The organism is Roseomonas mucosa ATCC BAA-692 (assembly GCF_000622225.1).
GTDB classification, from domain to species: Bacteria; Pseudomonadota; Alphaproteobacteria; order Acetobacterales; family Acetobacteraceae; genus Roseomonas; species Roseomonas mucosa.
In genome coordinates this window covers 1-26,390 of record NZ_JHWD01000002.1, presented here as the reverse complement: position 1 = coordinate 26,390, position 26,390 = coordinate 1, and the positions used below count along the sequence as shown (strand labels likewise).

At 68.3% G+C, this 26,390-nt stretch carries 24 protein-coding genes, 3 tRNA genes and 1 pseudogene; 17 read left to right on the top strand and 11 right to left on the bottom strand.

The window, feature by feature from the left end; all coding sequences use genetic code 11:
- Nucleotides 1–74: 74 nt before the first annotated feature.
- The 3 genes from BT98_RS0102695 to BT98_RS0102685 all read right to left on the bottom strand — a co-directional run bounded on the left by BT98_RS0102695 (nt 75) and on the right by BT98_RS0102685 (nt 3,777).
- Nucleotides 75–1,439, bottom strand: a complete 1,365-nt coding sequence (locus BT98_RS0102695) for a chloride channel protein (RefSeq protein WP_019460114.1) — start codon at nt 1,437–1,439, stop codon at nt 75–77.
- A 212-nt stretch (nt 1,440–1,651) separates the two neighbouring features.
- Nucleotides 1,652–2,536: an RNA polymerase sigma factor RpoH gene (gene rpoH, locus BT98_RS0102690; RefSeq protein WP_171982290.1), complete on the bottom strand. Its 885-nt coding sequence runs from the start codon at nt 2,534–2,536 to the stop codon at nt 1,652–1,654.
- Nucleotides 2,537–2,766: 230 nt separating this feature from the next.
- Entirely contained in the window at nt 2,767–3,777 is a 1,011-nt protein-coding gene (locus BT98_RS0102685) for an RluA family pseudouridine synthase (RefSeq protein ID WP_051004741.1), read from the bottom strand.
- Here BT98_RS0102685 and BT98_RS0102680 point away from each other — a divergent pair.
- The 3 genes from BT98_RS0102680 to BT98_RS0102670 all read left to right on the top strand — a co-directional run bounded on the left by BT98_RS0102680 (nt 3,746) and on the right by BT98_RS0102670 (nt 4,768).
- The gene (locus BT98_RS0102680) at nt 3,746–4,024 is read left to right on the top strand and encodes a DUF6476 family protein (RefSeq protein WP_019460117.1); all 279 of its coding nucleotides are present in this window, start codon (nt 3,746–3,748) and stop codon (nt 4,022–4,024) included. The genes BT98_RS0102685 and BT98_RS0102680 overlap by 32 nt on opposite strands.
- A gap of 137 nt (nt 4,025–4,161) precedes the next feature.
- Nucleotides 4,162–4,237: transfer RNA gene (locus BT98_RS0102675), tRNA-Glu, on the top strand.
- Nucleotides 4,238–4,543: 306 nt separating this feature from the next.
- Entirely contained in the window at nt 4,544–4,768 is a 225-nt protein-coding gene (locus BT98_RS0102670; protein WP_115359251.1) for a hypothetical protein, read from the top strand.
- A gap of 36 nt (nt 4,769–4,804) precedes the next feature.
- Here the strand turns inward: BT98_RS0102670 and BT98_RS27105 are convergent, their stop codons facing one another.
- The 4 genes from BT98_RS27105 to BT98_RS0102650 all read right to left on the bottom strand — a co-directional run bounded on the left by BT98_RS27105 (nt 4,805) and on the right by BT98_RS0102650 (nt 8,012).
- Nucleotides 4,805–4,963, bottom strand: coding sequence for a DUF6726 family protein (locus BT98_RS27105; protein ID WP_019460118.1), 159 nt, complete (start codon nt 4,961–4,963; stop codon nt 4,805–4,807).
- A 661-nt stretch (nt 4,964–5,624) separates the two neighbouring features.
- Nucleotides 5,625–6,431, bottom strand: coding sequence for an NAD(P)-dependent oxidoreductase (locus BT98_RS23020; protein ID WP_162175646.1), 807 nt, complete (start codon nt 6,429–6,431; stop codon nt 5,625–5,627).
- Nucleotides 6,432–6,833: 402 nt separating this feature from the next.
- Nucleotides 6,834–6,924 (bottom strand) — tRNA-Ser (locus BT98_RS0102655).
- A 122-nt stretch (nt 6,925–7,046) separates the two neighbouring features.
- On the bottom strand, nt 7,047–8,012 hold the full coding sequence (locus tag BT98_RS0102650; protein WP_019460120.1) for a 2-hydroxyacid dehydrogenase: 966 nt from the start codon (nt 8,010–8,012) through the stop codon (nt 7,047–7,049).
- A gap of 135 nt (nt 8,013–8,147) precedes the next feature.
- On the opposite strand from BT98_RS0102650, the gene BT98_RS0102640 reads away from it, so the two are divergent.
- The 3 genes from BT98_RS0102640 (at nt 8,148) to BT98_RS0102630 (ending at nt 10,400) form a co-directional block, all read left to right on the top strand.
- Nucleotides 8,148–8,936, top strand: a complete 789-nt coding sequence (locus BT98_RS0102640) for an SDR family oxidoreductase (RefSeq protein WP_019460122.1) — start codon at nt 8,148–8,150, stop codon at nt 8,934–8,936.
- Nucleotides 8,937–8,938: 2 nt separating this feature from the next.
- The gene (locus BT98_RS0102635) at nt 8,939–9,442 is read left to right on the top strand and encodes a YaiI/YqxD family protein (RefSeq protein WP_019460123.1); all 504 of its coding nucleotides are present in this window, start codon (nt 8,939–8,941) and stop codon (nt 9,440–9,442) included.
- A gap of 82 nt (nt 9,443–9,524) precedes the next feature.
- Nucleotides 9,525–10,400 (top strand): tellurite resistance TerB family protein, encoded by an 876-nt coding sequence (locus tag BT98_RS0102630; protein ID WP_027297142.1) that lies wholly within the window; start codon nt 9,525–9,527, stop codon nt 10,398–10,400.
- A 16-nt stretch (nt 10,401–10,416) separates the two neighbouring features.
- On the opposite strand, the gene BT98_RS0102625 is transcribed toward BT98_RS0102630, so the two are convergent.
- Nucleotides 10,417–11,589 carry a M20 aminoacylase family protein gene (locus BT98_RS0102625; protein WP_019460125.1) on the bottom strand — a complete coding sequence of 391 codons (1,173 nt, stop codon included), beginning with the start codon at nt 11,587–11,589 and terminating at the stop codon, nt 10,417–10,419.
- 16 nt (nt 11,590–11,605) lie between these two features.
- Nucleotides 11,606–13,192: an ABC transporter substrate-binding protein gene (locus tag BT98_RS0102620; RefSeq protein WP_019460126.1), complete on the bottom strand. Its 1,587-nt coding sequence runs from the start codon at nt 13,190–13,192 to the stop codon at nt 11,606–11,608.
- A gap of 163 nt (nt 13,193–13,355) precedes the next feature.
- On the opposite strand from BT98_RS0102620, the gene BT98_RS0102615 reads away from it, so the two are divergent.
- From BT98_RS0102615 to BT98_RS0102585, 7 genes are all read left to right on the top strand, one after another.
- Nucleotides 13,356–14,450 carry a serine hydrolase domain-containing protein gene (locus tag BT98_RS0102615; protein WP_019460127.1) on the top strand — a complete coding sequence of 365 codons (1,095 nt, stop codon included), beginning with the start codon at nt 13,356–13,358 and terminating at the stop codon, nt 14,448–14,450.
- 362 nt (nt 14,451–14,812) lie between these two features.
- Entirely contained in the window at nt 14,813–16,048 is a 1,236-nt protein-coding gene (locus BT98_RS0102610) for a TCR/Tet family MFS transporter (protein ID WP_019460128.1), read from the top strand.
- 69 nt (nt 16,049–16,117) lie between these two features.
- On the top strand, nt 16,118–16,360 hold the full coding sequence (locus BT98_RS0102605; protein ID WP_019460129.1) for a hypothetical protein: 243 nt from the start codon (nt 16,118–16,120) through the stop codon (nt 16,358–16,360).
- A 128-nt stretch (nt 16,361–16,488) separates the two neighbouring features.
- Nucleotides 16,489–18,546, top strand: a complete 2,058-nt coding sequence (locus BT98_RS0102600) for a hypothetical protein (RefSeq protein WP_019460130.1) — start codon at nt 16,489–16,491, stop codon at nt 18,544–18,546.
- Nucleotides 18,547–18,692: 146 nt separating this feature from the next.
- Complete coding sequence (locus BT98_RS0102595; protein ID WP_019460131.1) at nt 18,693–19,253, top strand: type 1 glutamine amidotransferase domain-containing protein; 561 nt, start codon at nt 18,693–18,695, stop codon at nt 19,251–19,253.
- Nucleotides 19,254–19,420: 167 nt separating this feature from the next.
- Nucleotides 19,421–20,116, top strand: coding sequence for a hypothetical protein (locus BT98_RS0102590; protein WP_019460132.1), 696 nt, complete (start codon nt 19,421–19,423; stop codon nt 20,114–20,116).
- Between the two features lie 74 nt (nt 20,117–20,190).
- A complete protein-coding gene (locus BT98_RS0102585; protein WP_019460133.1) occupies nt 20,191–21,156 on the top strand; it encodes an NAD(P)-dependent oxidoreductase in 966 nt (321 codons plus the stop codon).
- 31 nt (nt 21,157–21,187) lie between these two features.
- Here the strand turns inward: BT98_RS0102585 and BT98_RS25875 are convergent, their stop codons facing one another.
- Nucleotides 21,188–22,054 (bottom strand): transglycosylase SLT domain-containing protein, encoded by an 867-nt coding sequence (locus BT98_RS25875; RefSeq protein ID WP_162175645.1) that lies wholly within the window; start codon nt 22,052–22,054, stop codon nt 21,188–21,190.
- A gap of 286 nt (nt 22,055–22,340) precedes the next feature.
- A complete protein-coding gene (locus BT98_RS0102575) occupies nt 22,341–23,216 on the bottom strand; it encodes an N-formylglutamate amidohydrolase (protein WP_027297141.1) in 876 nt (291 codons plus the stop codon).
- 92 nt (nt 23,217–23,308) lie between these two features.
- Between BT98_RS0102575 and BT98_RS0102570 the strand changes: the two genes are divergently transcribed.
- The 4 genes and pseudogenes from BT98_RS0102570 to BT98_RS23005 all read left to right on the top strand — a co-directional run.
- Nucleotides 23,309–23,383 (top strand) — tRNA-Val (locus BT98_RS0102570).
- A gap of 663 nt (nt 23,384–24,046) precedes the next feature.
- On the top strand, nt 24,047–25,021 hold the full coding sequence (locus BT98_RS26455; protein ID WP_162175644.1) for a DUF4238 domain-containing protein: 975 nt from the start codon (nt 24,047–24,049) through the stop codon (nt 25,019–25,021).
- A gap of 368 nt (nt 25,022–25,389) precedes the next feature.
- Nucleotides 25,390–26,067, top strand: coding sequence for a hypothetical protein (locus tag BT98_RS23010; protein ID WP_051544238.1), 678 nt, complete (start codon nt 25,390–25,392; stop codon nt 26,065–26,067).
- Between the two features lie 105 nt (nt 26,068–26,172).
- A pseudogene (locus tag BT98_RS23005) lies at nt 26,173–26,390 on the top strand (IS5/IS1182 family transposase); the annotation flags it as partial.

The following is a 26,390-nucleotide window of genomic DNA, read 5'->3' as shown; positions in this document are numbered from 1 at the left end:
CCGTGGCGGCGCCGGAGCCGGTCCGGCGTGCCTCCGGTGCGCCGGGACGCCCGGCACAGGCCCCCGCGGCCGCCTCAGCGGCGCTCCATCACGTTCAGGAAGCGATGCGCCAGGGCGCCGTAGAGCGGGCGGCGGCAGATGAGGCGCGAGGCGCCGGTCGCGATAAAGGAAGTGGCCATCAGCGGGATGATCATGTTCTGCCCGTCGGTCATCTCCATGACGATGACGGCGGCGGTGATCGGCGCCTGCACCACGCCGGAGAAATAGGCGACCATGCCGAGCAGCACCATGGCGCCCAGCGGCGCGACCGGCAGGAACTCCGCCAGCGTGGCGCCGAAGCCGGCCCCCACCGAGAGGGAGGGCGCGAAGATGCCGCCGGGAATGCCGCTGCAATAGGACACCACCGTCGCCAGCAGCTTGGACACGAAATAGCTGGCCGGAAGGGTGGTCTCCCCCTCGATCAGCCCCCGCGCCTGGGCATAGCCCGTGCCATAGGTCAGGCCGCCACTGGCCAGCCCGATCAGTGCCACCAGCAGCCCGCAGAGCGCGGCGAAGCCCACCGGATGGCGCGCCAGCAGGCGCCCGGCCAGGCCGGGCAGACCCGTGGAGGCGCGCACCAGCATCCAGCTGAAGACACCGCCGCAGAGCCCGCCCAGCACGGCGCAGAGCGGGACGGCGGCCCAGGCGGCGCCCATCGGCAGATCCACCTGGGTAACGCCGAAATAGGTGTAGTTCCCGACCAGGGCCAGGCTGACCACGCCGCCGATCACCACGGCGGTCAGGACATTGCCGCTGGTGCGGCCCTCATAGGAATGGCTGAGCTCCTCGATGGCGAAGACGATTCCCGCCAGCGGGGTGTTGAAGGCGGCCGCGACGCCGGCGGCACCACCCGCCAGCACCATGGCGCGCTGGGTCTCGGGCCGGGGGAGGTGCAGCCGCTGGGCCAGCGCCTGCATGATCGAGGCGCCGACCTGCACGGTCGGCCCTTCGCGCCCGATCGAGCCGCCGCCAAGCAGGCCGAGCAGCGTGAGCAGGACCTTTCCCACCGCGATCCGCAACGAAAGGATCCGGGCGACGAGCCTCGGGTCGTCCATGTGCAGCGTGGCGATGACCTGGGGGATGCCGCTGCCCTGGGCGCCGGGAAAGACGGTGCGGGTCAGGTAGCTGGCCAGGGCGAAGCAGGCGGGCGAGACCACCAGCGCCAGCAGCGGCCAGTGCGTGACCAGGCGGTGGAAGCCCTCTCCCGCCCGATCGGCCAGGGCGGCGAAGGCGATGGCCACGAGGCCCACCAGCACGGCGCCGAGCCAGAAGACCATGCGGCGCAGCCAGAGGCGCGGCGACACCAGGGGGAGCCGCCGCAGCCGCCGGAAGCGCTGACGCCGCGGGCGAGGGGCGGTCCGGGCCTGCTCCGCTGTCTCCGACACCTCCAGCCGTTCCATGCACCCTATCCTTTCGTCCTCCCGATCTCCTTAGGCGAGATCGGGCGGCGCGGCAGCGGTTCAGGCCGCGGATCTGCTGCCGGGACAGGGGATGGCAGGCTGAAAGGAGCACCGGAATCGAGAACGGCGGGTTTCTCCGCCGTTCGCCACCCGATCATTCACATCCGCGCCGCTCGCGACAGGGGCCGGAGAGCCCCCGCCACGGCGATGGTTCAGGTGATGGCCAGACGCTGCTCGGCGATCTGGTTCTTCATCGACTTCTGCAGCTTCTCGAAGGCGCGGACCTCGATCTGGCGGACGCGCTCGCGCGAGATGTTGTACTGCTGCGAAAGCTCCTCCAGCGTGGTCGGCTCGTCCTTCAGCCGGCGCTCGATCAGGATGTGGCGCTCACGCTCGTTCAGCGTCTTCAGCGCCGTGTCGAGCAGGTAGCGGCGGTTGGACATGTCCTCCCGGTCCGCGAGTTCGCTCTCCTGGCTCTCGCCCTCGTCCACCAGCCAGTCCTGCCACTCGCCCTCGCTGTCGGCGCGCACGGGCGCGTTCAGGCTCTGGTCGGAGGAGGCAAGGCGGCGGTTCATGGACACCACGTCCTGTTCCGGCACCTGCAGCACGCGGGAGATCTTCTCCACCTGCTCCGGCTGCAGGTCGCCTTCCTCCAACGCGGCCATCTGGCCCTTCAACCGGCGCAGGTTGAAGAACAGCTTCTTCTGCGCGGCAGTGGTGCCCATCTTCACCAGAGACCAGGAGTGCAGGATGTATTCCTGGATCGCGGCGCGGATCCACCACATGGCATAGGTGGCGAGGCGGAAACCACGGTCCGGGTCGAACCGCTTCACCGCCTGCATCATGCCGACGTTGCCTTCGCTGATCAGCTCGCCCACCGGCAAGCCGTAGCCGCGATATCCCATGGCGATCTTCGCGACGAGGCGGAGGTGGGAGGTGACGAGCTTGTGTGCGGCCCCTTCGTCCCCCTTGTCCTTCCAACTCTTGGCGAGGTTGTACTCCTCCTCCGGCGCCAGCATCGGGAACTTGCGGATCTCCTGGAGGTAGCGGGAAAGATTGCCCTCGGGAGCCATTGGAATCATGGAAGTGGAAGCCATGTATGTACTCGCCTCCTCTCCGGTTTCAGGAGCCCCCGTGACGGCTGGCTCTGAGACCGCTGTGGAATGTGCCCATCCGTTGCCAGGCCCAGCGCGTCGCGGTCGCTCCGGTCACGTCGGAACATGTCTCCGCGACTAACGCCTCAAAGCGGCACCTGGCTGCGGCGGCGCAGCGAGTTTTTAGCGCGTTCGCCCTTTGTTTGCAAGAAAAACCGACTGTCACAGTCGGGTTACTCTCCGTCGCGCTTCAACACGTCCAGCAGGGCCGCCATGTCCGGCGGCAGGGGGGCGGAGAAGCTCAGCGCCTCCCCGGTCACGGGATGGCGGAAGCCCAGCGTGGCGGCGTGCAGGGCTTGCCGCGGAAAGGCCAGCAGGGCCTCCCGCGCCTCCGGGCCGAGCGACTTCGCCGAGGCCGGGGTGCGGCGGAGATAGACCGGGTCCCCCACCAGCGGATGGCCCTTGTGCGAGAGGTGGACCCGGATCTGGTGGGTCCGCCCGGTCGCCAGCCGGCAGCGGAGCAGGGCACAGGCGGCCGCCCAGGCCTGTTCCGTGGCATAGCGGGTGAGGGCGTGCTTGCCGTTCCGCGTGACCACGGCCATGCGCTTCCGGTCCATCGGATGGCGGCCGATATCGCCCTCGATCTCCCCCTTGCCGGGGGAGGGCAGGCCCCAGACCAGCGCCAGGTATTCCCGGTCCAGGTCGCGGGAAGCGAAGGCCTCCGACAGCGCATGGTGCGCTGCCTCGGACTTCGCCACCACCATCACGCCGCTGGTGTCCTTGTCCAGCCGGTGCACGATGCCCGGCCTCTTCTCGCCGCCGATGCCCGTCAGCTCCTCCCCGGCATGGGCCAGCAGGGCGTTCACCAGGGTGCCGTCCAGGTTGCCCGGCGCGGGATGCACGACCAGCCCGGCCGGCTTGTCCAGCACGATCAGGTGCGGGTCCTCGTACAGGATGGTGAGCGGGATCGCCTGGGCCTGCGGCGTCGCCGGCTCCGGTGGCGGGACATGCAGGATGTAGCGGGCCCCCGGCCGCACGGCCTCGGAAGGGTTGGCCACGGGCTGGCCGTCCCGCAGCGCCTCTCCGGCCTCGATCAGCGCCTTGACACGGGATCGGGACAATGCCCCTGACACCTCCGCCAGGACGCGGTCCAGGCGCTGCCCCGCTTGTTCCGGCGTGGCGATGAAATCCAGGGAAAGATCGGGGGTCTGATTGCGCGCGCTCAAGGTGCTCGTCATCGTCATGGGAGTTCTGATTGTCGCGGGCACCGTGGGGCTGATCGCGGTGATCGTCCAGCGCATGTCCGCCGCCACGCCATCCGCCCAGAGGATCGAGGGCGGGTTGGGACAGCCGGCGGGCACCCGCATCCGCGGCTTGGCCGGTGCGGGGGACCGGGTGGCGGTCTGGGTCGAAGGGCCGCAGGGCGAGCGCGTGCTGCTGCTGGACCCGCGTTCCGGCCGGGTGCTGGGCGAGCTGCGCCCCACGGAGTGAATCGGCGGCGCCTGCCCACGCCTGGAACGGTTTCCGCGTGAAGACCCACCCACGCGAGGCAGGGATGCAAATAAGCGGCCCGAGATGGCTTGATCCCCGGCAGAGGCTCCGATAGAAGCCACCTCACCGATGGCCACGTCCCCTTCGTCTAGAGGCCTAGGACACCGCCCTCTCACGGCGGCAACAGGGGTTCGAATCCCCTAGGGGACGCCATTCCGGCAGGTTTTCTGCCGGTTTGAGCCTCACCAAAGCGAACCACCCCAAAATCCTCCCATAGAAGCCAGGGCGCGTTTCGCCCGTCACTTCTGGTCCTTCCAGGTCTGTGGCCAGAACGTCGCGGTTGGATTCAGACCGGCCGCTGTCGTCACCAGAAGGATAATCTCCCGGGCGGCTGGAACAGGCCTGGCTTTGCCTCACCTATCGCCCCGGGTCGTCAAAGCCTCATCCGAATGGATGACGCCGGGCACGGCCGCTTGCGCCAAGACGGAACAGGTTCTTCCACAGTCGCAGCGTGAGTGTATGGCATCGGACGACAAAGGGATGGGTGAAGCCCGTCTTCTGACCTTCCAAGGCCTCAGGGGCGGCCCGACCTGGGAATACCGTGGCGCCCTCATCGAGACGACGGGACAGCGGTTTCCGGATCAGAATTTTCTTCGCATGGCAGGCCATCCGCAGGATGGCGCGCGATTCCCGACGCCCGGCGCCGCCAAGGCGGCCGTGGATGAATGGCTCGACCGGATATAGGGGCGGGCCGTGACCACCATCCCGCGGCGCGTGTCCTCAGTCGATCGCGTCGCCCACCGCATGGATCGGCTTGCCGACAGGCCCCCCGACGACAGGCACCACCTGCACCACATCGCCCGTGGCGCGGAAGGGCAGGGCCACCAGTCCACAGCCGCTCAGCATGAGAAGCGCCGCAAGGCACAAGATCAACCGCATGGTCGTCCTCCCTATCCGTCCATCCCGGGTCGCTTCGGAAAGCGTTGGTGAAGGGGGCTGTTTCAGCGCCGCCGGATCGGCGCCGGCGCGGCATGGTTCGCGGCATCCGCTACGGTGAGCCGAACGAAGCCGCTCCGATGCTGCGTCGGAGATAAGGTCTTCTGGCGGGCGGCACCCGATGAAAATGAGCGCTATGAGATCGTCACAACCCTTCGATGATCATGCAGATTCTTCCTGCTATTCGGCAAACGGCGGTTCTCGGCGGCTTCTAGGGGTCTGACGGCGGCCATTTCGGACGTTTGACGGAGTATTCCAGTTCGCCCCAGGTTGCCTTCCTCCAGTCGCCCTTTGGATCTACCAGTTGGTCCAACCTGCGCGGCTGATTGATCAAATGTCGAGAATGGGGACATTGCCGCCCGACAGCTATCGGGCGCATCGAAGCGGATAGCTGACGCAGCGGAACCTTTGCCGCACACTCTTTCCCACACGGGTTAACGAACACTGGCCTGCGGCAGCAGCCGGCCCTACAGGACCGTCTGACGATGTTCACCAAACGGCCAGGGCTGTTGAAAAAGGCGCGCCCCGCCGACCTGTCTCGCAAGGGATCGAGTCCTGAGAAGACCTTGCCCCGCTGTTCTCCTAGCGGTGGGGTCTCGTTGTATTAGTGGCTGCGAAGGAACTCAGCTAATGGCAGCGGGACATCCAGCTGCTCGGCCGCCGCCAGAACAAGCCCGTTGTCCTTGCGGCCGATGGCCGAAGCAGCAGGGCGTGGAGCGTCAGGTTGATCGACCATGCGCTGTGCGTACCCTGCGAGCACGCCAGGCATGAGAGTATCCAGCAGCGCAGCCTTGGTCTCCGCGCCATCGATCCCGCCGGCGCGCAGGAAGGTGAAGGTCTCGCCCAGCAATTCTCCCATGGTCAGGATCATGTGGTTACCGATCAGCTTGACCAGCATGGCCTGCCCGACATCGGAGCCGACCCACCGCGTGGAGCCTGCCGCCGACAAGATCGGAGCCGCGACATCGTAGGTGTCTTTCGGTCCCGAACATATGATTGAGAGTTGTCCGGCCGCAGCAGCCTGGGGACGCCCGAAAACGGGGGCGGCGATATAGCGTTGGCCGCGTTCTGCGTGGGCATCGTGCAACTCCTGCGACAAGGCAGGGGAGATAGTCTCCATCGCCACATGGATGGCTCCCGGCCGCATAGAATTGATGAAGCCCGCCGAGCCAAGTACAACCTCTCGCGTCGCTTCATCGTCGAACACGACGGAGATCACCACGTCGGCTTGGCCGATCTCTCCGAGTGACTGCACGGCGACAGCACCTCTTTCAACAAGCTCGGCCATGGTGGATGGCCGTCGTGCCCAGACGGTGACGGGATGACCCGCGGCAAGGATATGCTGCGCCACTGCACCGCCGATCTTACCCAGCCCAACCATGCCGACTGACTGTAAACCTGCTTCCGACATAACACCTCCGGTAGCGTCCCCCGTCACATAGGCCCGCGATATAGAACGACATTGGGGCATTTGGACCTTCTCGCAAAGGAACCTTCAACGGGACAGCCGAGGCAGGATCGGTTTCCCGATGCCTCCAGGTTGGGACGTTTTCCCAGAACCTGTTCCCGATGGCTCTTTCCCGGAACGATCCGTCGGACATGGAAAAACGGGACTGCTGCGAGTTGGTGGAACGGCCGATTTCGGGATGCCCCGCCGATCTACCGAACGGCCGGAAACGGGTCGGAAGCTGCCGCACTGCCAGCTCGGGCACGCTGGTGTCGAACTACGGCGTGGAAACGGCGGTTTGCTAAACCGCACGGTGTCGGCGGCCATCGGCGGGAATATCGCGCCATGGAGGACAATCGGCGGGGTTGGCGGACAGGGTGGGATTCGAACCCACGATACGCTTTTGACGTATACGCACTTTCCAGGCGCGCGCCTTCGACCACTCGGCCACCTGTCCGATGACGGGGCGGATAGCCGAGCCCGGAAGGCAGGGCAAGCCCCCGGACCGCGGATTCATGCCGCGGATCTGTCATGAATGGCGTGCCCGCCTCCGCCACCGCCCTTCCCGGTCCGCTCCGCTCATGCCACCCGGTGCGGCGGCTCCTCGCCACGCCGCAGCAACGCGTCGAGGTTGTCGAGGCAGCGGAAGCCCATGGCGTCGCGCGTCTCCTCGGTGGCGCTGCCCAGATGCGGCAGCAGGGTGACGTTGGGCGCGCCATGATAGCCCTCGAAGATCCGCGGCTCGCCGGCGAAGACATCCAGCCCGGCGGCGCGCAGGTGCCCCGAATGCAAGGCGGCGCAGAGCGCGGCGTCGTCCACCGTGCTGCCCCGGCCCGTGTTCACCACGATGGCGCCCTTGCGGAGCTGCGCGATCCGCCCCGCGTCCAGCCAGTTCCGCGTCGCGGCGCCGCCCGGGATATGCATGGACAGCACGTCCACCGTGCCCAGGAAGGCCTCGTCCGTGGCATGGAAGACCGCACCCTCCTCCTGCTCCGGGGCGAGGCGGCCGCGGTTGCGGTAGTGGATCTCCATCCCGAAGCCCCGCGCCATCCGGGCCAGCGCCTGGCCGATGCGCCCCATGCCCAGGATGCCGAGCCTCTTGCCCTCCAGCGTCACGCCCAGGAGCTGCGTGGGCGACCAGCCGACCCATTCCCGCGCCCGCACCATCCGCTCCGCCTCCCCGGCGCGGCGGGCGCACATCAGGACCAGCAGCATGGCGATCTCCGCCGTGGCCACGCTCAGCACGTCGGGGGTGTTGGTCACCACGATTCCCCGGCGCCGCGCGGCCTCCAGGTCGATATGGTCGGTGCCGACGCTGAAGGTGGCCAGGACCCGCACGCTGTCCGGCAGGGCCGCGATGGTGGCGCCGTCCATCGGGTCGCCCGCGGCGCAGAGGATGCCCTCCACCCCCGCCGCGAGGCGGCACAGCGCCGCCCCGGTCAGCCCGCCATCCTCCGCCCGCGTCACGCAGGCATAGTCCCGCGCCGCGCGTTCCATCACGGCAGGAGGGTAGTGACGGGTGAGCAGGATGCTGGGCTTCGCCATGGCGGGTTCCTTCCCGGAAAGTCCGGCGCGCAGCATGGACTCGCCGGCTGCCCTGTTCCAGGCCGGGCGGCGGCTTGCCTTGGGCCGGCCGGCGGTCCAGCTTCCGGGCGAAACCTGACGGGAAGGGAAAAGCCGATGGATCTCGGTCTGCGGGGCAAGCGGGCGCTGGTGATGGGCGCCTCCAAGGGCCTCGGCCGTTCGGTGGCGGAGGCCCTGGCGGCGGAGGGCGTGGCGCTCGCCATTTCCGGGCGCGAGCAGGCGAGCCTGGACAAGGCCTGCGATTCGCTGCGCTCCCTGGGTGCGCCCAAGGCCGTGGGCATCCCCGCCGATGTCGCGAAGGCAGCCGACATGGATGCCCTGGCCGACGGCGCGCTGGCGGCGCTGGGCGGGGTGGACATCCTCTTCCTGAACCATGGCGGCCCGCCGCCGGGCACCGCGCTGGGGCTGACGCCGGAGATGCTGGAGACCTGGTTCCGCCCGGCCGTGCTCTCGCCGATCCAGGTCGCCAACCGCCTCCTGCCCGGGATGCGGGAACGCCGCTGGGGCCGGATCATCGCGGTGGGCAGCATCGGGATCGAGCAGCCGATCGCCAACCTCGCCATCTCCAACACGCTGCGCGCCGCACTGGCGGGCTGGAGCAAGACCCTTTCGGCCGAGGTGGCGGGGGAGGGGATCACCTGCAACATCCTGGCCCCTGGCGCCTTCCGCACCGCCCGCACGACGGAAACCGCCGAAGCGACGGCGAAGAAGAGCGGCAAGAGCCTGGACGAGGTGATCGCGGCCCGCGCGAAGACCATCCCCGCCGGCCGCATGGGCGAGCCGGACGAGTACGGGCCGATGGCGGCCTTCCTGGCCTCGGACAAGGCCGCCTATCTCACCGGCTGCATCGTCCGGCTCGATGGCGGCGCGACGCTGGGCACCTGAGGATGACGGAAAGGCCCGAGATCTTCGTGGACGGCGATGCCTGCCCGGTGCGCGACGAGGTCTTCCGCACCGCCGCGCGCCTCGGGCTGGTGACGCATGTGGTCTCCAACGGCGCGCGCGGGGTGCGGCTGCCGGAATCGCCGGACATCCGCCGCGTGATCGTGGAGGCCGGCGCGGATGCCGCCGATGACTGGATCGCGGAACATATCCGCCCCGGCGATGTCTGCGTCACCGCCGATATCCCGCTGGCCTCCCGCTGCCTGAAGGCAGGGGCGCGGGCGGTGGCGCCCGGCGGCACCGTCTGGAACGAGGACAATATCGGCCAGGCCCTGGCGGGGCGGGAGGTCTCGCGCCACCTCCGGGAGCTCGGCGTGGAAACGCGAGGACACGGGAGCTTCGGCGCGAAGCAGCGTTCCCGCTTCCTTCAGGCGCTGAATGCCGAGATCCAGACCAGCCTGCGCGGCGCGGCGCCGAAACCGGCCTCCTGGCCGGATTTCTTCGCCTGAGAACACCGCCACCGGGGACAGGGCGATCACATGAAGGATCGTCCATCTTGCAGTGGCCGCGCCCGGTCCCGACATGGGACGCATGATCGACGCCAAGAACCTCCTCGACCGTTTTCTCGGCCAGGGCGCCGCTGCCGGGGCGCTGCGCCAGATGGCCGGGGGCTCCACGCCGGCACGCCGCCCTGAGCCGGCGCCGGGGCAGGGCGGAAATTCGCCCTGGACCAGTCCGGGCGGCACCTCCGCGGGAGGTTCCGGCCTGAACCTGCCCGGTGGCTTCACCGGCGGCTCCACCGGTGGCTCCCTGGGCGGGCTGGCCGATGCCGCGCGGCAGGCGATGGGCCAGTCCGGCAAGGGCGGGCTCGCGGCCGGCGGCGCGGCGGGCGGGCTGCTGGGCCTGCTGGTCGGCGGCGGAAAGAAGAAGAGCGGGCTGAACCGCGCGCTCACCCATGGCGGCGCCGCGTTGCTCGGTGCCCTGGCCAGCCGGGCCTACGAGAACTGGCAGAAGGGGCAGGCGCCCCATCAGTCGCCGCTGGCCACGCCGCAGGAGGCCGAGCGGGTGGAGCAGCGCTTCCTCCCCGCCGCGAAGCCGGCCTCGGACGGCCAGCCCTTCGAACTGGCGCTCATCCGCGCCATGATCGCCGCCGCCAAGGCGGACGGGCATATCGACGCGGAGGAACAGCGTCGGATCTTCGCGAAGGTGGATGAGGCCGGGCTGGATGCCGAGGCCAAGGGCTTCGTCTTCGACGCGCTGGCCGCGCCGGCCGGCGTCTCGGAGGTCGCAGCCTCCGCCAGCACGCCGGAACAGGCGGCGGAGCTCTATCTCGCCTCCCGCCTCGCCGTGGACCCGGACCAGCCGGCGGAACGCGCCTATCTGGAGGCGCTGGCCCACCGGCTGAAGCTGCCGGAGGGCCTGGCGGCGCATCTGGACCGCCAGGCGGAAGGCACGGCGGAAGGCTGAGCCTCCCGCCCGCGCCTCAGCCCTCCACGCCCTTCGGCATCCCCATCTCCACCAGCCGCGCATACATGGCGGAGCCATAGGGGATCGAGGCGTCGTCGAACCTGTAGCCCGGGTGGTGCGGCGAGAAGCCTTCCTCGCCGTTGCCCACGTTCAGATAGGCGCCCGGCACCTTCTCCAGCATGAAGGAGAAGTCCTCCGACCCCATCACCGGCGGCTTGCCCACGGTCAGCTTCTCCTCGCCGACCAGGTCCTTCGCGGCCGCGATCACGCTGTCCACATGCTCCGCCGTGTTGACCGTGGGGGCGAAGATCAGCCGCCACTCCACGCTCGCCGTGGCGCCGAAGCCTGTGGCGATGCCGTCGGACAGCCGGCGCATCGCCTCCTCGATCTGCTGGCCCACCTCGCGCGAGAAGAAGCGCGCCGTGCCGGAGATCGTGGCGGTCTGCGGGATGACGTTGTAGGCGTCGCCCCCCTGCACCTTGGTCACGCTCACCACCGCCTGCTCGCGCGGCGATAGGTTGCGCGAGACAATGGACTGCAGCGCGGTCGCGATGTGGCAGGCCGTCAGCACCGGGTCGATGCTGCCCTCCGGCCGCGCGCCATGCGAGCCCTTGCCGCCGATGGTGATGTCGAAGAAGGCGCCGCCCGCCATGGCCGGGCCGTTGCGCACCGCGAAGGTGCCGACCGCCATGCCGGTGTGGTTGTGCATGCCGAAGATGCGGTCGCAGGGGAAACGCTCGAACAGCTTGTCCTCCAGCATCGCCAGCGCGCCGCCGCAGCCTTCCTCGCCCGGCTGGAAGATGAAGTTCACCGTGCCGTTGAAGTTCCGCGTCTCGGCCAGATACCGCGCCGCGCCCAGCAGCATCGTGGTATGCCCGTCATGGCCGCAGGCATGCATCTTCCCCGGCACGGTGGAGGCATAGGGCAGGTCCGTCATCTCCTGCATCGGCAGCGCGTCCATGTCGGCGCGCAGGCCGATCGACTGCGCGCCGTTGCCGGAACGCAGCACGCCGACGACGCCGGTCACGCCGACGCCGCGATGCACCTCGATCCCCCATTCCTCCAGCTTCCGCGCCACGATGTCGGCGGTGCGGTGCTCCTCCAGCCCCAGCTCGGGATGCATGTGCAGGTCATGGCGAATTGCCTCCAGCTCGGGCTGGTAGGCCTTGATTCTCTCGAACGCGGTCATCGTGTCTTTTCCGGTTTCAGGCGCGCTTGATGCCCCAGAAGACGAAGAGCCCCTTCGGCACGTCGCGGAGATTGCTGCGATAGGCGGTCTTGTAGAGATACTGGCCGGTGGGCAGGAACGGCACCTCCTGGAAGGCCACGCGCTGGATGTCGCCCGCGATCCTCTTCTGGGTCTCCAGGTCCGGCGCGTCGAGCCAGGCCTCCTTCAGCCGCTCGATCTCCGGGATGTCCGGCCAGCCGAAGAAGCCGCTCCTGCTGCCGCCGCAGCGGAGCACCTGCGTCACCACCGGGTTCACCATGTCGAGTCCGGCCCAGGTGGTGTTGAACATGCTCCAGCCGCCCTTCTCGGGGGAATCCTTGCTGGCACGGCGCTGCACCAGCGTGCCCCAGTCGGAAACGACATAGTCCACATTCATCCCGAGGCGGCGCAGCAGGTCGTTGCAGACCTCGCCCAGCGCGGCGAGGACGGGGTTGTCGCTCGGCGCCATCAGCACCACGCGCTCGCCCTTGTAGCCCGCCTCGGCCAGCTCGCGCTTCAGCGCCGCCATGTCCCGCTTGCCGGTGATCACCGACAGGTCGGTGTCGTTGGCCATCGGCGAGCCCGGAGTGAAGATGCCGATCCCCGCCTTCCACAGCGACGTGTCGGTGCCCGCGGCGGCGGTCATGAAATCCTCCTGCGACATGGCGCGCAGGACGACGCGGCGGACCGCTGCCTTGTCGAAGGGCGGGAAGAGATGGTTGAAGCAGCCGGTGCCCAGCGTGCCAAGCGGCGTGGCGACCTCCGTCCGGATGCCGCGATTGCCCTCCAGGATCGGCAGCAGGTCGTTCGGCGGGTTCTCCCACCAGTCCACCTCGGCGTTCTGCAGCGCGGCGGTGGCGGTGCCGGGGTCGGGCATCACGTTCCACTCGACGCGGTCGAAGTTCACGATCTTCGGCCCGGCGCCCCATTCCACCGTGCCGTCCCCGCGCGGCACGTAGTCCTTGTTCTTCTCATAGACCACGCGGGCGCCGACCACGCGCTCGTCGGCCTTCCAGCGGAAGGGGCCGGAGCCGATCACCTCCTTGATCTGCACCGCCGGGTCCGTCTGCGCCAGGCGCTCGGGCATGATCAGCAGCGCGGGCGGGCCGACCTTGGCCAGCGTGTCCAGCATCGCGCCGAAGGGACGCTTGAGGCGGATCACGAAGCTGCGGTCGTCGGGCGCGCTCATCTCCTCGGTGCGGGCCATCAGCGCGCCGCCCAGCGAATCCCGCTGCGCCCAGCGGCGGATCGAGGCGATGCAGTCGCGCCCGCGCACCGGCTCGCCGTCATGGAACTTCAGCCCCTCGCGCAGGCGGAAGGTCCAGAGCTTGCCATCGTTCCCGACGGTGTGGCCCTCGACCATCTGCGGCTGGGGCCGGAGCTGCGAATCCAGGCCGTAGAGCTGGTCCCAGATCATCAGCCCATGCGTGCGGGTGATATAGGCGGTGGTCACCACCGGATCGATCACCGTCAGATCCGCCTGCGGCACGTAGGTCAGGACACGGGAGCCGGCGGATTGCGCCAGCGACGGGCGCGGCATGACAACGGCGGCCGCGGCCCCGGCCAGCAGGGTGCGTCGGTACATGGTTCGGGAAGCTCCACCGCAGGAATGGATCGGGCCCGGGACTGGCATGGCGGCTTCGCCGCTTCTGGCGGCACAGAAAGCACGCGCCGGGAGATCGGGGCAAGGGGCCGGCCCCTCCCAGCGGGGCCATTGACCTTCATCATGCCGGGACCACGTCACGCCCATGCCGATCCTCCTGTCGCGACGCGCCATGCTGGGGCCGCCGCTCCTGAGCGTCCCGCTGGCGCTCGGCTTGGCGCCCTTCCTGCCGCGTCCGGGCCTGGCCCAAGGTCTGGCCCCGCGCCCTGCCGCCGCCCTGGAGGCGCTGCGCCAGGCCGCGGGCGCCGTGCCGAAGCTGCACACGCTGATCGTGGCGCAGGAAGGCCGGACCCTGCTGGAGGAAGGCCTCCGCGGACCCGGCCCGGACCGTCCGGTGAACGTGAAATCCGTCTCCAAGTCGGTCCTGTCGCTGCTGGTCGGCGCCGCCCTCGCGCGCGGCGTGCTGCGCGGGCTGGACCAGCCGGTGGCGCCGGTGCTCGGCGGCCTCGTGCCGGCGGAGGCCGATCCGCGCGTGCGCGACATCACCTTGGAGCACCTGCTCTCCATGCGCGCGGGGCTGGAGCGCACCTCGGGCGAGAATTACGGCGCCTTCGCCAGCAGCCGGAACTGGGTGCGCCACATCCTCTCGCGCCCCTTCGAGGAAGAGCCGGGCGGAGCGATGCGCTATTCCACCGGCGACACGCATCTGCTCTCGGCGGTCCTCACCCGCGCCTCGGGACGTTCCACGCTCGACCTCGCGCGGGACTGGCTGGGCGGGCCGCTGGACATCGCCATCCCGCCCTGGCCACGCGATCCGCAGGGCATCTATTTCGGCGGCAACGACATGCTCCTCTCGCCACGCGCGCTGCTGCGGATCGGGGAGATGCTGCGGCTGGACGGCCAGTGGCAGGGGCGGCGCGTGCTGCCGGCAGAATGGATCGCGGATTCCTGGACACCCCGCACCCGTTCGCCCTGGAGCGGCCAGCTCTACGGCCTCGGCTGGTGGATCGGGCAGGCCGGTCCGTCGCGCAACCTCTTCGCCTGGGGCTATGGCGGCCAGTTTCTCTTCGTGCTGCCGGAACTCGCCGCGACCGTGGTGATGACCTCGGAATCCAGCGGGCCGCGCGACAGGGCCCATACCGGGGCCCTGCACGCGCTGCTGGCCGAGGCGGTCCTGCCCGCCCTGGGCGCCGCGCCCGTGCCGGCCGCGCGCCCGGCGGCGGAGCCCGGCACGCTCTGACCCATGGCGGGCCGCCACCGATCTTTCCGTTGACAGGCCTTCCCACGCCGTCCTAGGCATCGCCCCGCCGCGACGGTCCCGCCGCGGCCTCAGGAGGAACGGTTCATGTCGGAGATCGCGGAAACCCGCTGATCGGAGCGCTTCGGCAGCTCCCCCGGCCATGCCGATCACGGCATCGCCGCCCCGCATGATCCCTTCCCGGTCATCCCCGATGAATCCTTTCCGCCGGATCAGGCCCTCCGCCTGACCAGTCCCCGCCGGTCCCGCCCGCGCCGAATCCGGCCCGGGCCGGCCGGCTCCGACCTTTCCCGCCAGGGTCGTCGCCCGCGCCGCCATGCGCCGGCGGCCATACAGGACATGCCATGCAGGTCACTCTCTCCGCCGGGCGCCGCAAGGCCGCGACCGGCTTCATTCTCGTCACCGCCATGCTCGACATCATGGCGATGGGCATCGTCATCCCCGTCCTGCCGGTGCTGATCGAGGAGTTCTCCGGCTCCAATGCCCGGGCCGGGATCGTCAACGGGCTCTTCGTCACGCTCTGGGCGGGGATGCAGTTCCTGGCCTCGCCGCTGATCGGCTCGCTCTCCGACCGCTACGGGCGGCGGCCCACCATCCTGGTCTCGGCGGCCGGGCTGGCGGCGGACTACGTGCTGATGGCCCTGGCGCCCAGCCTCTGGTGGCTGGCGCTCGGCCGGCTCATCGCGGGGGTCACCTCGGCCAGCTTCACCACCGTCTATGCCTACATGGCCGACGTCACCGCGCCGGAAGGGCGGGCCCGCGCCTATGGCCTGATCGGCAGCGCCTTCAGCGCCGGCTTCGTCGCCGGGCCGCTGCTGGGCGGGGTGCTGGGCGACATCTCGCCGCGCATGCCCTTCTGGGTGGCGGGGGGCCTGAGCGGCGTCGCCTTCCTCTACGGCCTGCTGGTCCTGCCGGAATCCCTGCCGCCGGAGCGGCGCATGGCCTTCTCCTGGCGCCGCGCCAACCCCTTCGGGGCGCTGCGCCTGCTGCGCTCGAAGGCGGAGCTCACGGGCCTCGCCTGCGTCACCTTCCTCCTGCATTTCGGGCACACCGTCTTCCTGGCGGTCTTCGTGCTCTATGCCGGGGAACGCTACGGCTGGGGTCCCTGGCAGGTCGGGCTGCTGCTGGCCGCGGTCGGCGCGCTGGACATGGTGGTGCAGGGGCTGGTGGTGGGGCCGGTGGTCCGCCGCCTCGGCGACCACAGGACCATGGTGATCGGCCTGTTCTGCGGCACGGTGGGCGTGGCGGGCATGGGGCTCGCCCCCACGGGCACGCTCTTCGCCCTGACCCTGCTGCCCAACGCCTTCTGGGCCCTGGCCATGCCGACCCTGCAATCGCTGATGACCCGGCAGGTCTCGGAGTCGCAGCAGGGGCAGCTCCAGGGCGCGGTGATGAGCGTGGTCAGCATCGCCGGGATCGTGGCGCCGCTCTTCTTCGGGGGCATCTACGCCGCCACGGTGGAAGAAGGCTCGGCACTGCCCTGGCCCGGCCTGTCCTTCCTGATCGCCGCCCTGCTGCTGCTGGCGGCGGCGCTGCTCGGCTGGCGGCTCGGCCGGCGCCCTGCCCTCGCGGCGCCCTGAGGCTCGGACGGGGGCCGGGAGTTGGCAGCCCCCCTTGCCCCCGGCCGCGCCGCCCGGCAGGAAAGCGCCATGAGGAGCCCAGCGAAACTTCCGCCGGCCGCCGCCGCCCGGTCCCGGCTGCTGGAAGACCAGGCGATGCTGCGCGCCCGCTTCATGCGGGCACGGCTGGCCGAGGTCTCGGCCCGCTTCGAGCCGGCCTTCCGCAACCTGCTGCTGGCCCGCCTGAAGGAGGCCTCGGCCCGGGATTCGCGCTTCGCGGACCTGGCGGCCCGCCTGCTGCACCTGCCGTCGCGCCCCGGCCCGCATCTCTGACACGGCGAAAGGCGCGGCGCCGTCCTTCAAGTCTGTGCCAGGGAAGCGCGGCGCCATTCTTCAAGTCTGTGCGGCCCGGGGGATGACGTCTAAGCCTCCCCGAAAGTGACTTTCGAGGAAGGCCGCCCATGCCACGGAAACTGCCGCTGCTCCTGTCCTGCTCGCTGCTCGCCCTGGCGGCGGCGGGACGTGCCGGGGCGGCGGAACTGCCGGTCCGCGCCGTGACGCTGTCCTCCGCCGGGATCGCGCAATACGAGCGCACCGGGCGGCTGGAGGCCGGGGAGGGGGTTTCCTTCCGCGTCCCGGTCGATTCCGTCGACGACCTGCTCAAGAGCCTCGCCGTCTCCGACCCGGCCGGGCGCGTCCTGGGCATCCGCCTGCCGGCGCGCGACCTGGCGGAGGCGGCGCTGCGCGGCCTGCCGCTGCGGCCTGAGGATTTCGCCGGGCGCGCGGCGCTGCTGAACGCCCTGCGCGGGCAGGAGGTCACGGTGGGCGAGCTCGCCGGCCGCCTCGCCGGGGCGAGCGAGGACGAAAAGGGCCTGCACGTCTCCCTGGTGACGGAGAAGGGCATCGCCGGCGCCACGGTCGGGGAGGGGGTGGAGGTCACGCTGCGCGACACCGCCCTGGCCGCCCGCATCCGCCGCGCCGCCGAGGCCCTGGCCGCGGCGGGGACAGGGCAGGAGCGGCAGGTCGAGATCGCGCTCCAGGCCGACCGGGCGCGGGAGGTGACGCTGCGCTATGTCGCCGGGGCGCCGCTCTGGAAGCCCTCCTGGCGCATCGAGGCGCCGGCCGCCGGGACCGCCGGCGATGCCGCGAAGGCCCGGCTGCAGGGCTGGGCGGTGGTGGAGAACCTTTCCGGCGCCGACTGGGAGGGGGTGAGGCTGACCCTGCTCTCGGGAGAGGCCGCGTCCTATCGCCAGAACCTCTACGACCCCATCCTGGTGGAGCGGCCGGAGATCCCCGTGGCGCATGCCGCGCCGGTGCTGGTGGACCCCGATACCGGCGCCCGCCCGGCCCCGCCCGCGCCGCCGGCACCCCCAGCCGGGGCCGCGATCGGCTCCCTGGCCGCGCGCCCGGCCTATCGCATGGGGGCCGATGCCGCCGAGGCCGCGGCGCCCGCCTCCATGGCGCCTCCCGCGGCCGAGGCCACGGCGGAGCTCGCCCCGGGCCGGATCGCCTTCACCCTGCCGGAGCCGCTCAGCCTGCGCGGCGGGGAAACGGCGAACATCCCCTTCCTGGATGCGGGAATCCCGGCGGAACGGGTCTGGTGGGTGCAGGACGCCGGTGCCCGCTTCCCGCTGGCGGCGCTGCGCCTGCGCAACGACACCGGCCGCACCCTGCCGGCCGGGCTGGCCACGGTCTATGGCGCGACCGGTCCGGAGGCGGGCAGCTTCCTCGGCGATGCCCAGCTCGCCACCCTGCCGCCGGGGGAAAGCCGGGTGATCGCCTTCGGGCGCGACCGCGACGTGCAGCTCTCCAGCCGCATCAGCCGGACCGAGCGTTCCACCGGCATCCGCTTCGAGCGCAACCGGGTGATCCGTGACTTCGACCGGATCGAGGAAGTGGCCTTCGCCATCGACCCGCATGGCGCGAAGGGCCGGATGCTGATCGACCTGAAGCGGCGGCCGGAAATGGAGCCGGTCTTCGAGGCCGCCCCGGTGGGTGGCGACAGCCTGCGCCACGAGACGGTGCTGGACGGAAACGCGGCCACCCTGCGCCTCGCCTTCCGCCAGCCCGGGCACCAGCCCATCCCGCTCTGGGACCCCGGCCTCGGCGACCCCGCGCTGCTGCCCTGGCGCGGCCTGGACCTGAACGCCGACCTCTCGCGCCTGCCCGGCGGACCGCTGAACGGGCCGGGGGCGCTGGAGCGCCTGCGCGAGGTGCTGGCCGACCTGCCCGAGGCCGCCGGCGGCCGGGCGGAGCTCGCCGGGCTGGTGGAGGCCCTGGCGGAACAGCGCCGCCTGCTGGGCGTGTTCCAGGCGGCGGCGCGGGAGGCCGGGCTGGCCGATGCCGCCCTGGTCCGCGCCCGCGCCGCGGCGGAAGACCGCAGCGGCCAGGCCCGGGAACAGGCGCGGGCCCAGCTGAACCGCGCCTCGCAGGAGGCCGAGCGTACCGGACAGGCGGCGGACGCGGCCTGGGCCGCCTGGCAGAAGGGCGTCCAGGCGCTGCGGGCCCGCACCGGCTGAGGCCAGGCTGGGGATCGGACATGGGGATCGGGCATGGCCGGGGGCACAACCCTTGGCCCTGCCGTTCGTTTTTCCGGCCAGGCGGAGCGTGGCGCTCAACATGCCGTGCACCCCCCCGGTTCAACGGAATGACGAGGAGTATTCCCATGGCAGACGCGAAGAACCGCAAGGTGGCCATCCTGGCGACGGACGGCGTCGAGCGGGTGGAGCTGACGGAGCCGATGAAGGCGCTCCGCGACGCCGGGGCCGAGGTCGTGGTGCTGTCCCTGAAGTCCGGCGAGATCCAGGCCATGGACGAGGACGTGAAGCCCTCCGAGAAGATCAGGGTGGACCTGGAGGTTTCGGCGGCGAAGCCCGAGGCGTTCGACGTGCTGGTCCTGCCCGGCGGCACCACCAACCCCGACAAGCTGCGCCAGGATGAGTCGGCGGTGGCTTTCGTGAAGGGCTTCGCGCATTCCGGCAAGCCGGTGGCGGCGATCTGCCACGGCCCCTGGATGTTGGTGGAAGCCGGGGCGGTGAAGGGACGGAAGATGACCTCCTACCCCTCGCTGAAGACCGACCTCCGCAACGCCGGGGCGGAATGGGTGGACGAGACCTGCGTGGTGGACGGCAACTTCATCACCTCCCGCAATCCCAAGGACCTGCCGGCCTTCTGTGATGCCGTGGTGCGGGCGGTGGAACAGGCGGCGCCGCGCAAGGCGGCCTGAGACCCGCTGGCCGGACGGCCCTCGCCAGCCGAAATGGCGCGCAGGGCGACCGCGCCCCGGGCCAGGACAGGGGAGACCCTGTTACAGCACGACACCCGGCAGCCGGTTGTGCTGTTCCACTCCTCATGCGACCTCCGCGCCCGATGACAAGGGTAACGGAGGTTTCCATGCTTGGCTGGTCGCGGGCGCTGACGGGGGTTCTCTGCCTGTCCGTCCCGGCTTTCGCCCTGGCGGCCCCGACCCCAGCCCCGGCGCCGGATACGCCCGCGGCCCGTCCCGGCGATGCCGCGCCGGCCGGGGCGCCGGACCCTTCCGCCCGGCCCCCCGCCGTGCCTGCCAAGCCTTCCCTGGCCGCGCTCTGGAACGCGCTGCCGGGCGAGGCGGGCGGCTTCCGCCGCAAGGAGGTGGAACAGCCTTCCCCCAGTCCGGAAGGGGTGGAAGGGCTGATCGCCCGCTATGCGGGGCCTTCCGGCCGCGCCACCGTCTATCTCTACGGCAAGCCCACGGAAACGGTGCCGGACGGGCCCTTCTCCGCCGTGCTGGCGGCGGAACTGGCCAGCGAGGCCGCCTATCTGCGCACCGAGTTGCAGCGCGGCGAGGGTGGCGTCCGGCTGCTGGCCCAGCGCCATGCCGATCTGGGCGTGGGAGGCGGCACGCCCGTGATCTCCTGCGAGGCCTTCGACCTGATGGCCGGCAAGAAGCCGCAGGAGCAGACCCTGTGCATGAGCGGCGTGGCCGGCCGCATGCTGAAGCTGCACCTGATCACCGAGCCGAAGCCCAAGGAAGAGGAGGAGCTCCGCCGCAACATCGCGCGCTTCGCGGTGGAGATGGTGCGCGCACTGCACGGGCCCGGGCGCGGCTGACCCGGCGGAGCCCTGGCGGCTGTGGCGATGTGCCGCATAATGCCGGCATCCCCGCCCGAGCAGGAGCCTTGCCGATGGTCGCCCGAATCGTTTTCCTCGACCCTCTGAGCCCGCAGCGCATGGAGGCGCTGAACGGGCTCCTGCCGCCCGGCTTCTCGATCTTCACCACCACCGCGCGGGACGAGGCCACCCAGGCCGCCGCGATCGCCGAGGCCGACTACGCCATCTCCGGCGACGTGCCGGTGACCGGCGCGATGATGCGCGGCGCGAAGCAGCTCCGGGGCGTCCACAAATGGGGTGTCGGCATCGACAACTTCGACCTCGGTACGGCGCGCGAGCTGGGCATCCGCATCATGCGCACCACCGGCAGCAACGCCGTGCCGGTGGCCGAGACGGCGCTGGCGATGATGATGGCCACGGCGCGCGGCATCCTGCCGGGGCACAAGGGGCTGGAGCGCGGCGAATGGCTCAAGGGCGCCGTCGGGCAGCACTGCTTCATGCTCAGCGGCAAGACCGTCGGCATCGTCGGGCTGGGCTATATCGGCAAGAGCCTGGCGCGGCTCCTGCGCGGCTTCTCCTGCCGCGTCCTGTACAGCAAGCCGAACCGGCTCGATCCGGCGGAGGAGGCGGAGCTCGGCGTGGAGCACGTGCCCCTCGAGACGCTGCTCGCGGAATCCGACGTCATCTCGCTGCACTGTGCGCTGACGCCGCAGACGCGCGGCCTCTTCGCCGCGCCGCAGTTCCGGGCGATGAAGAAGACCGCCGTGCTGGTCAACGTCGCCCGCGGCGGCGTGGTGGTGGAATCCGATCTGGTCGAAGCCCTGCGCGCCGGCGAGATCCAGGCCGCCTGCGTCGATGTCTTCGAGACCGAGCCGGTGCCGGCGGACCATCCGCTGCTGCACATGGAGAACGTGATCGTCACGCCGCATATCGGCGCCGCCGCACGCGACAACTTCGCCGCCACCGTCACCCGCATGTACCGCAACATCGCCAGCGTCGAGCATGGCGAGCCGGTGGCGCCGCTCGACCTCGTGGTCTGATGCCGGTGCCGGTGCCGGTGCCTGGGCGGGCTCAGCCCCGGCCCGCCACAGGCGTGCGGGTGGCCAGCGGGATCGGGACGGCGCGGTAGGCCGCCAGCCCGCGGCCGCTGGAAGTTCCGCCCGGAGTCCCGCCTGCCATGCCGCCCAGCGCCGCCCCGGCGACGGGCATGCGGTTCACCACCGCCGGCGCCCCGGCATAGGGCACGCCGCCGAAGGGTAGCCCGCGCCCCACCGGCTGGCCCCCCACCGGGTGGCCCCCCACCGGCTGGCCCATCGTGAGGCGCGTCGCCGCGCCGCCGGGCGCCCGCCCCGCCGGATTCCAGCCCGGATTCCAGCTCGGGGCCAGCCCCGCCTCGCGCCGCGCCTCCGGCAGTTGCGCCTCCACCGCCGCGAGATAGGCGGCCGCGCGTTCCGGCGTGTTGCTGTGGTAGTTCGCCGCCGAGCGCATCCAGTCGCCGCGCGTGGCATTCAGATCCTTCAGGAACCGCGCGGCATAGCGGGCATTGGACAGCGGGTCGAAGGCTTCCTCCAGGCTGGCGAAGGCGTTGGGATGGTGGTGCAGGTTGATCTGCATGCAGCCCACGTCGATCAGCCTCATCCCATCGGCCCGAAGCTGCCGCACCTCGGCAACCGCTTCCGCCTTGGTGCGGAAGAACTTGCCGCGTCCCTCCGCATTCATCGTCCAGGGCCAGGGGCCGCGCTCGCCGGTCTCCGGGTCCCGCCGCCCCGATTCCACCCGCCCGATGGCGGCCAGGAGCCCCGCCGGAAGGCCGTATTCCCGCTCTGCCGCGGCGATCGCGGCCCGGCAGAGGGTGGAGGGGGATGGGGCGGAGGTCTGGGCCCTGGCGCCCGCTATGCTGGCGAGAAGGATCAGGAGGAGGGTCAGGCAGCGGAGCATGGCCATCCAGAAGCGAGGCCCATGCCAGCATTCCCAGGCTCCGCCGGGCGGCCGGAATAGGTCAACGATCCTGCCTTGTGCGCCGCGGGAGGCTGGTCTGACCACAATTCATGCTGCGGCGCGCAAAAACGCTTGCGAACAGGTGTTTGGGAGGCTAGCTTTCGTCTTGCAGCAACACGGTGATCCCGGGTTGTTTGCCTTTCTTGGACGTTTCCTCCCTAAACTCGGCGGTGCTTTCGGGCACCGCCTTTCTTTTTGCCCGCTGCCCGGCGCGATCCGGCCGGGATCAGCGGCCCAGGAAGCTCCAGTCCGTCTCCGAAAGCCTTTGCAGCAGCGTCGTCATCCGCTGCCGCAGCGTCTCCATGGCGGGCAGGGGCGTGATCCGCCGCTCATCCATGTACAGGCCGCGCGAGATCTCGATCTGCAGCGCATGCACGTGCTGGCGCGGCCGGCCATAATGGCGGGTCACATAGCCGCCGGCATAGGGATCGTTGCGCCGGACCCGGTAGCCCAGCGACAGCAGCCCATCCTCCACCGCCCGCGTCGCGCGGGGAGAGCAGGCGGTGCCATGCGCATCGCCCAGGATCATGTCCGTGCGCCCCGCGGCGGGAACGCTGGAGGGCATGGAATGGCAGTCGATCAGCAGGCAGAAGCCGAAGCGGTGCCGCGTCTCCTCGATCAGCGAGGCCAGGGCGCCGTGATAGGGCTCCCACAGGTTCTGCACCCGGTCCATCGCCTCGGTGAAGCGGAGGCGGCGGTCATAGACGTTCTCCCCCGTGCCGGTGACGCGGGCGATGGTGCCCAGCCCGGCCCCGACCCGGGGGGAGGCCGTGTTCACCCATTCCGGCAGGGGCTCGTCGAACATGCCGGGGTCCAGCTCCCAGGGCTCGCGATTCGCGTCGCAATAGACCCGGGGAAAGGTGGCGGCGAGGAGCGGCGCGCCGAAATCCGGGGCCGCCGCGAAGATCTGGTCCACGAAGCTGTCCTCGGACCGCCGCAGCGTCAGCGGGTCCAGCCGCGTGCTGCGCAGCAGGTCGGCCGGATAGCTCCGCCCCGAATGCGGCGAGGCGAAGACCAGCGGAATGGCCTGGTGCCCGGGCCGCGAGAGAATGAAGGGCGGCTCGGTCAGCGGCGCGACATTCTCAGGCGGCGGCAGATCCATCCTGACTTTCTTACATGCCGCGATGCGGAACGTCACGCGCGGCATCTTGCTAAACCCATCGGGCCGCGATACAGGGGCGCCACACCGCGAGCGGGCGCGTAGCTCAGCGGGAGAGCGTCCCCCTGACACGGGGAAGGTCACAGGTTCAATCCCTGTCGCGCCCACCACGATTTCAATAACTTAGCGGTTGATCCCAGGTAGCAGCTACCTCCCTAGGTAACAGATAGGTAGCGCCAGCGAGGGGATCGTTAGCGATAATTCGGACTGGTAGTTAGCGCGATAGCAGTTCGCGGCAGCCGTCCAACTCTTCGAAAAATGGGCTTAGGTTAGGGCGGCAGCGGGTGGCGTTGCCACCCGGTTTGGTTGCAATCCCTCAACCTAAGCGTGCGAGAAAATAGGTACGATACTAATCATCAGCATTCAAATAGTTCGCATACATTCTTTTTAGCTTGAGGGTGCAGGGGCGTCGCGAGCCTTTTCCGAAGCTTCAAGCGCCCTGGGATAGCCGCCGTCTCTCCGTCTCTAAGAGACGCGAAATCAGCCCTGAAGTTCGCCTCAAGTGACAGCCCCTGTCTCTACCTGTCACTCGTCTTTGTCACTCGAAATTCGGCAGATTTCGGCCAATTTTGCTGTATATGTCACTCCCTGTCTCTGTCTTCGTCTCTCAGTGACGCACCCTCTGTCACTCAAATCCCCCCTATATAGTAGGGGGGATTGAGTGACAGGGCGTTGGTTGTCTCTGGGGATGGGTGAGCATGAGCGCAGGCATACGCTAAGACAAAACCTGTGGTGTATAAGCTCCACGATGTTAGCGATTTAGGATTAACCTTGTGCGACCGATATCAAGAAATCATCACTACGTTCCACAATGCTATTTGAAAAATTTTGCAACCAATAGACGTAAGCCCAAGATAACGGTAATTGATTTGGCTCGCAGGCAAAAATTTTCCTCTCATCCCAAGAATATAGCTGTAGAACGTGACTTTAATTCAATTGATTTGCCTGGAATGAGGTCAGATAGTTTTGAGAACGATTTTTCGTCTTTCGAGCAGAAAGTCAGTGAAGCATTAGAGAGAATATTAAAAGACAAGGCTATAAATACAAACAGTGATAAGGTCACAATTCTGGATTTCATTTCGGTGTTGGCCGTTAAAAACCCTCGCGGGCGGCGAATGATGAACGAATTCCAAAATGAGCTTTTAGACAAAATTCTTCGCATGAGTGTAAGGGATGAGGGGAGTTATTGGGGTATATTGGAAAAAATAATAGGGGGATCTAGTCTTAAGAAAAAGAACTATCCTACTTATCAGAGTTTTCTTGCCGGTATTAATAACGGTTCATTTGAATTGAAAATGACGAGCACCGATAGTGTTCGTTTGGAGTTGGATACGTATATGGCGACGGCCCCCTACATCCACGCACGAAATTGGTGGGTTCTCGTCGCAAAACAGGAGGCTGGAAATTTCATTACATCAGATCATCCGGTAGTTTTGAATTGGTCAGATGGAAGGTATGTAGGAGGCATTAGGCCGCCCGGATACGCATCGCAGAATACGGAAGTTGTATTTCCAATTTCACCTCGAATTGCATTGTTAGGTGGGTTCGATGTGAAGGACAAAGTTGTGAATGTAGGTAGCACTTACGTTGCCGCTGTAAACGGAAAAGTGATTTCTCGTGCTGACAAACAAATTTATACGACTTCCAATGAATTCGATTATTTGTTTGATTTGGACGAAGGCAAGCTAGATGGACAAGACATCCTTCAAAACTTACGAAGGTTTAGAAATGATGCGGAAAAAAGCTAAATTACGATCTTACTGGATTAAAACGAATATCATGCACCCCGAAATCCGCCAATTCCCTGCGCCAGTTTTGGCCTCTAGGCACCCGTCCGCTACCCCTATAGCCCAAACCCTCGAAAAGCCGCCTACGCCAAGCCTAGAGGCTCGGCCCAAGCCAACCCATCCAGGGGGCAACGCCCCCTGCTGCCGCCTCGATAAGCCCTTGCCCTGGCCTCGAACCGCCGCCATGATTGGGGCCGTGAGGTTGGAAATCGCGAAGCAGTAGCGACGCTAGTTCCAACCTTGATCCTGATCGCAGTAGCGATCCTGGCACGAAATCGTTTGTGACGATTTAGCCCGATCAATCCAAATCCATTGATCGGAAATTCATTATGGCCGTTACGCGCCTTTCGGACGTTGTCGTCCCGGAAACCTTCACTTCCTACACTGTTCAGAACACGATGGAAAAGACGGCGCTTCTTAGCTCCGGTGCCATCGTTCGTAACTCTGCCATTGACGCGCAGCTAAAGCGCGGTGGCGAGACTTTCAATGTTCCCGCTTGGAATGATCTTGGCAACGCGGAAGCGGATCGTTCGAGCGATGATCCGGAAGTTTTCTCTACTCCGCAGAAGATCACGGCGTTCAAGCAGCGTGTTCGCAAGTCTTTCCTGCATCAGTCTTGGTCTTCGATGCAGTTTGCCGGTGAGCTTGCCGGAAGCGATCCGCTGGCCGCGCTAAAGGGCCGGGTGACGGATTATTGGTCGCGGCAGCTACAGCGGCGGGTTGTGGCGACGCTACAGGGCATCCTTGCGGATAACCTGAACAATGATGCGTCGGACATGATCGTTGATATTTCGGCCATGACTGCCGAGGCGGCGAACTTCAATGCTTCGGCGGTGATTGATGCCGCTGCGACGCTTGGCGATGCGATGGACAGCCTTTCGGCCATCTTCATGCATAGCCGTGTTTATACTCGCGCGCTCAAGAACGATAATATCGAGTTCGTGACCGTGCCGAGCATGGGCAAGCCCATTCCGACTTATCGCGGCATGGTCGTTAGTCGGTCTTGAACATCTCATAGTTCACTGATTTATCTGAAATGTTTGCTGGATCGGGCGCTCTGAATTTGCAGAGTGCGATTGTTTTCGACGACAAACGCTGCGATTCTGGTGGGCATGAAGCACCGCCCGCGCCCGCCGGAACAGGCTGATCTGCTGCGGCCGCGGCTGGTCGACATGATCGACGGGCGGCACGAACTGGTGCGGCTGGCGGCGCTGATCGACTGGTCCTGGTTCGAGCGGGAATGGGCCGGCTTCTTCCCCGCCGCTGAGGGACGGCCGGCCACCCATCCTCGCCTGGTCGCCGGGCTGATGTACCTTCAGCACGCCCATGG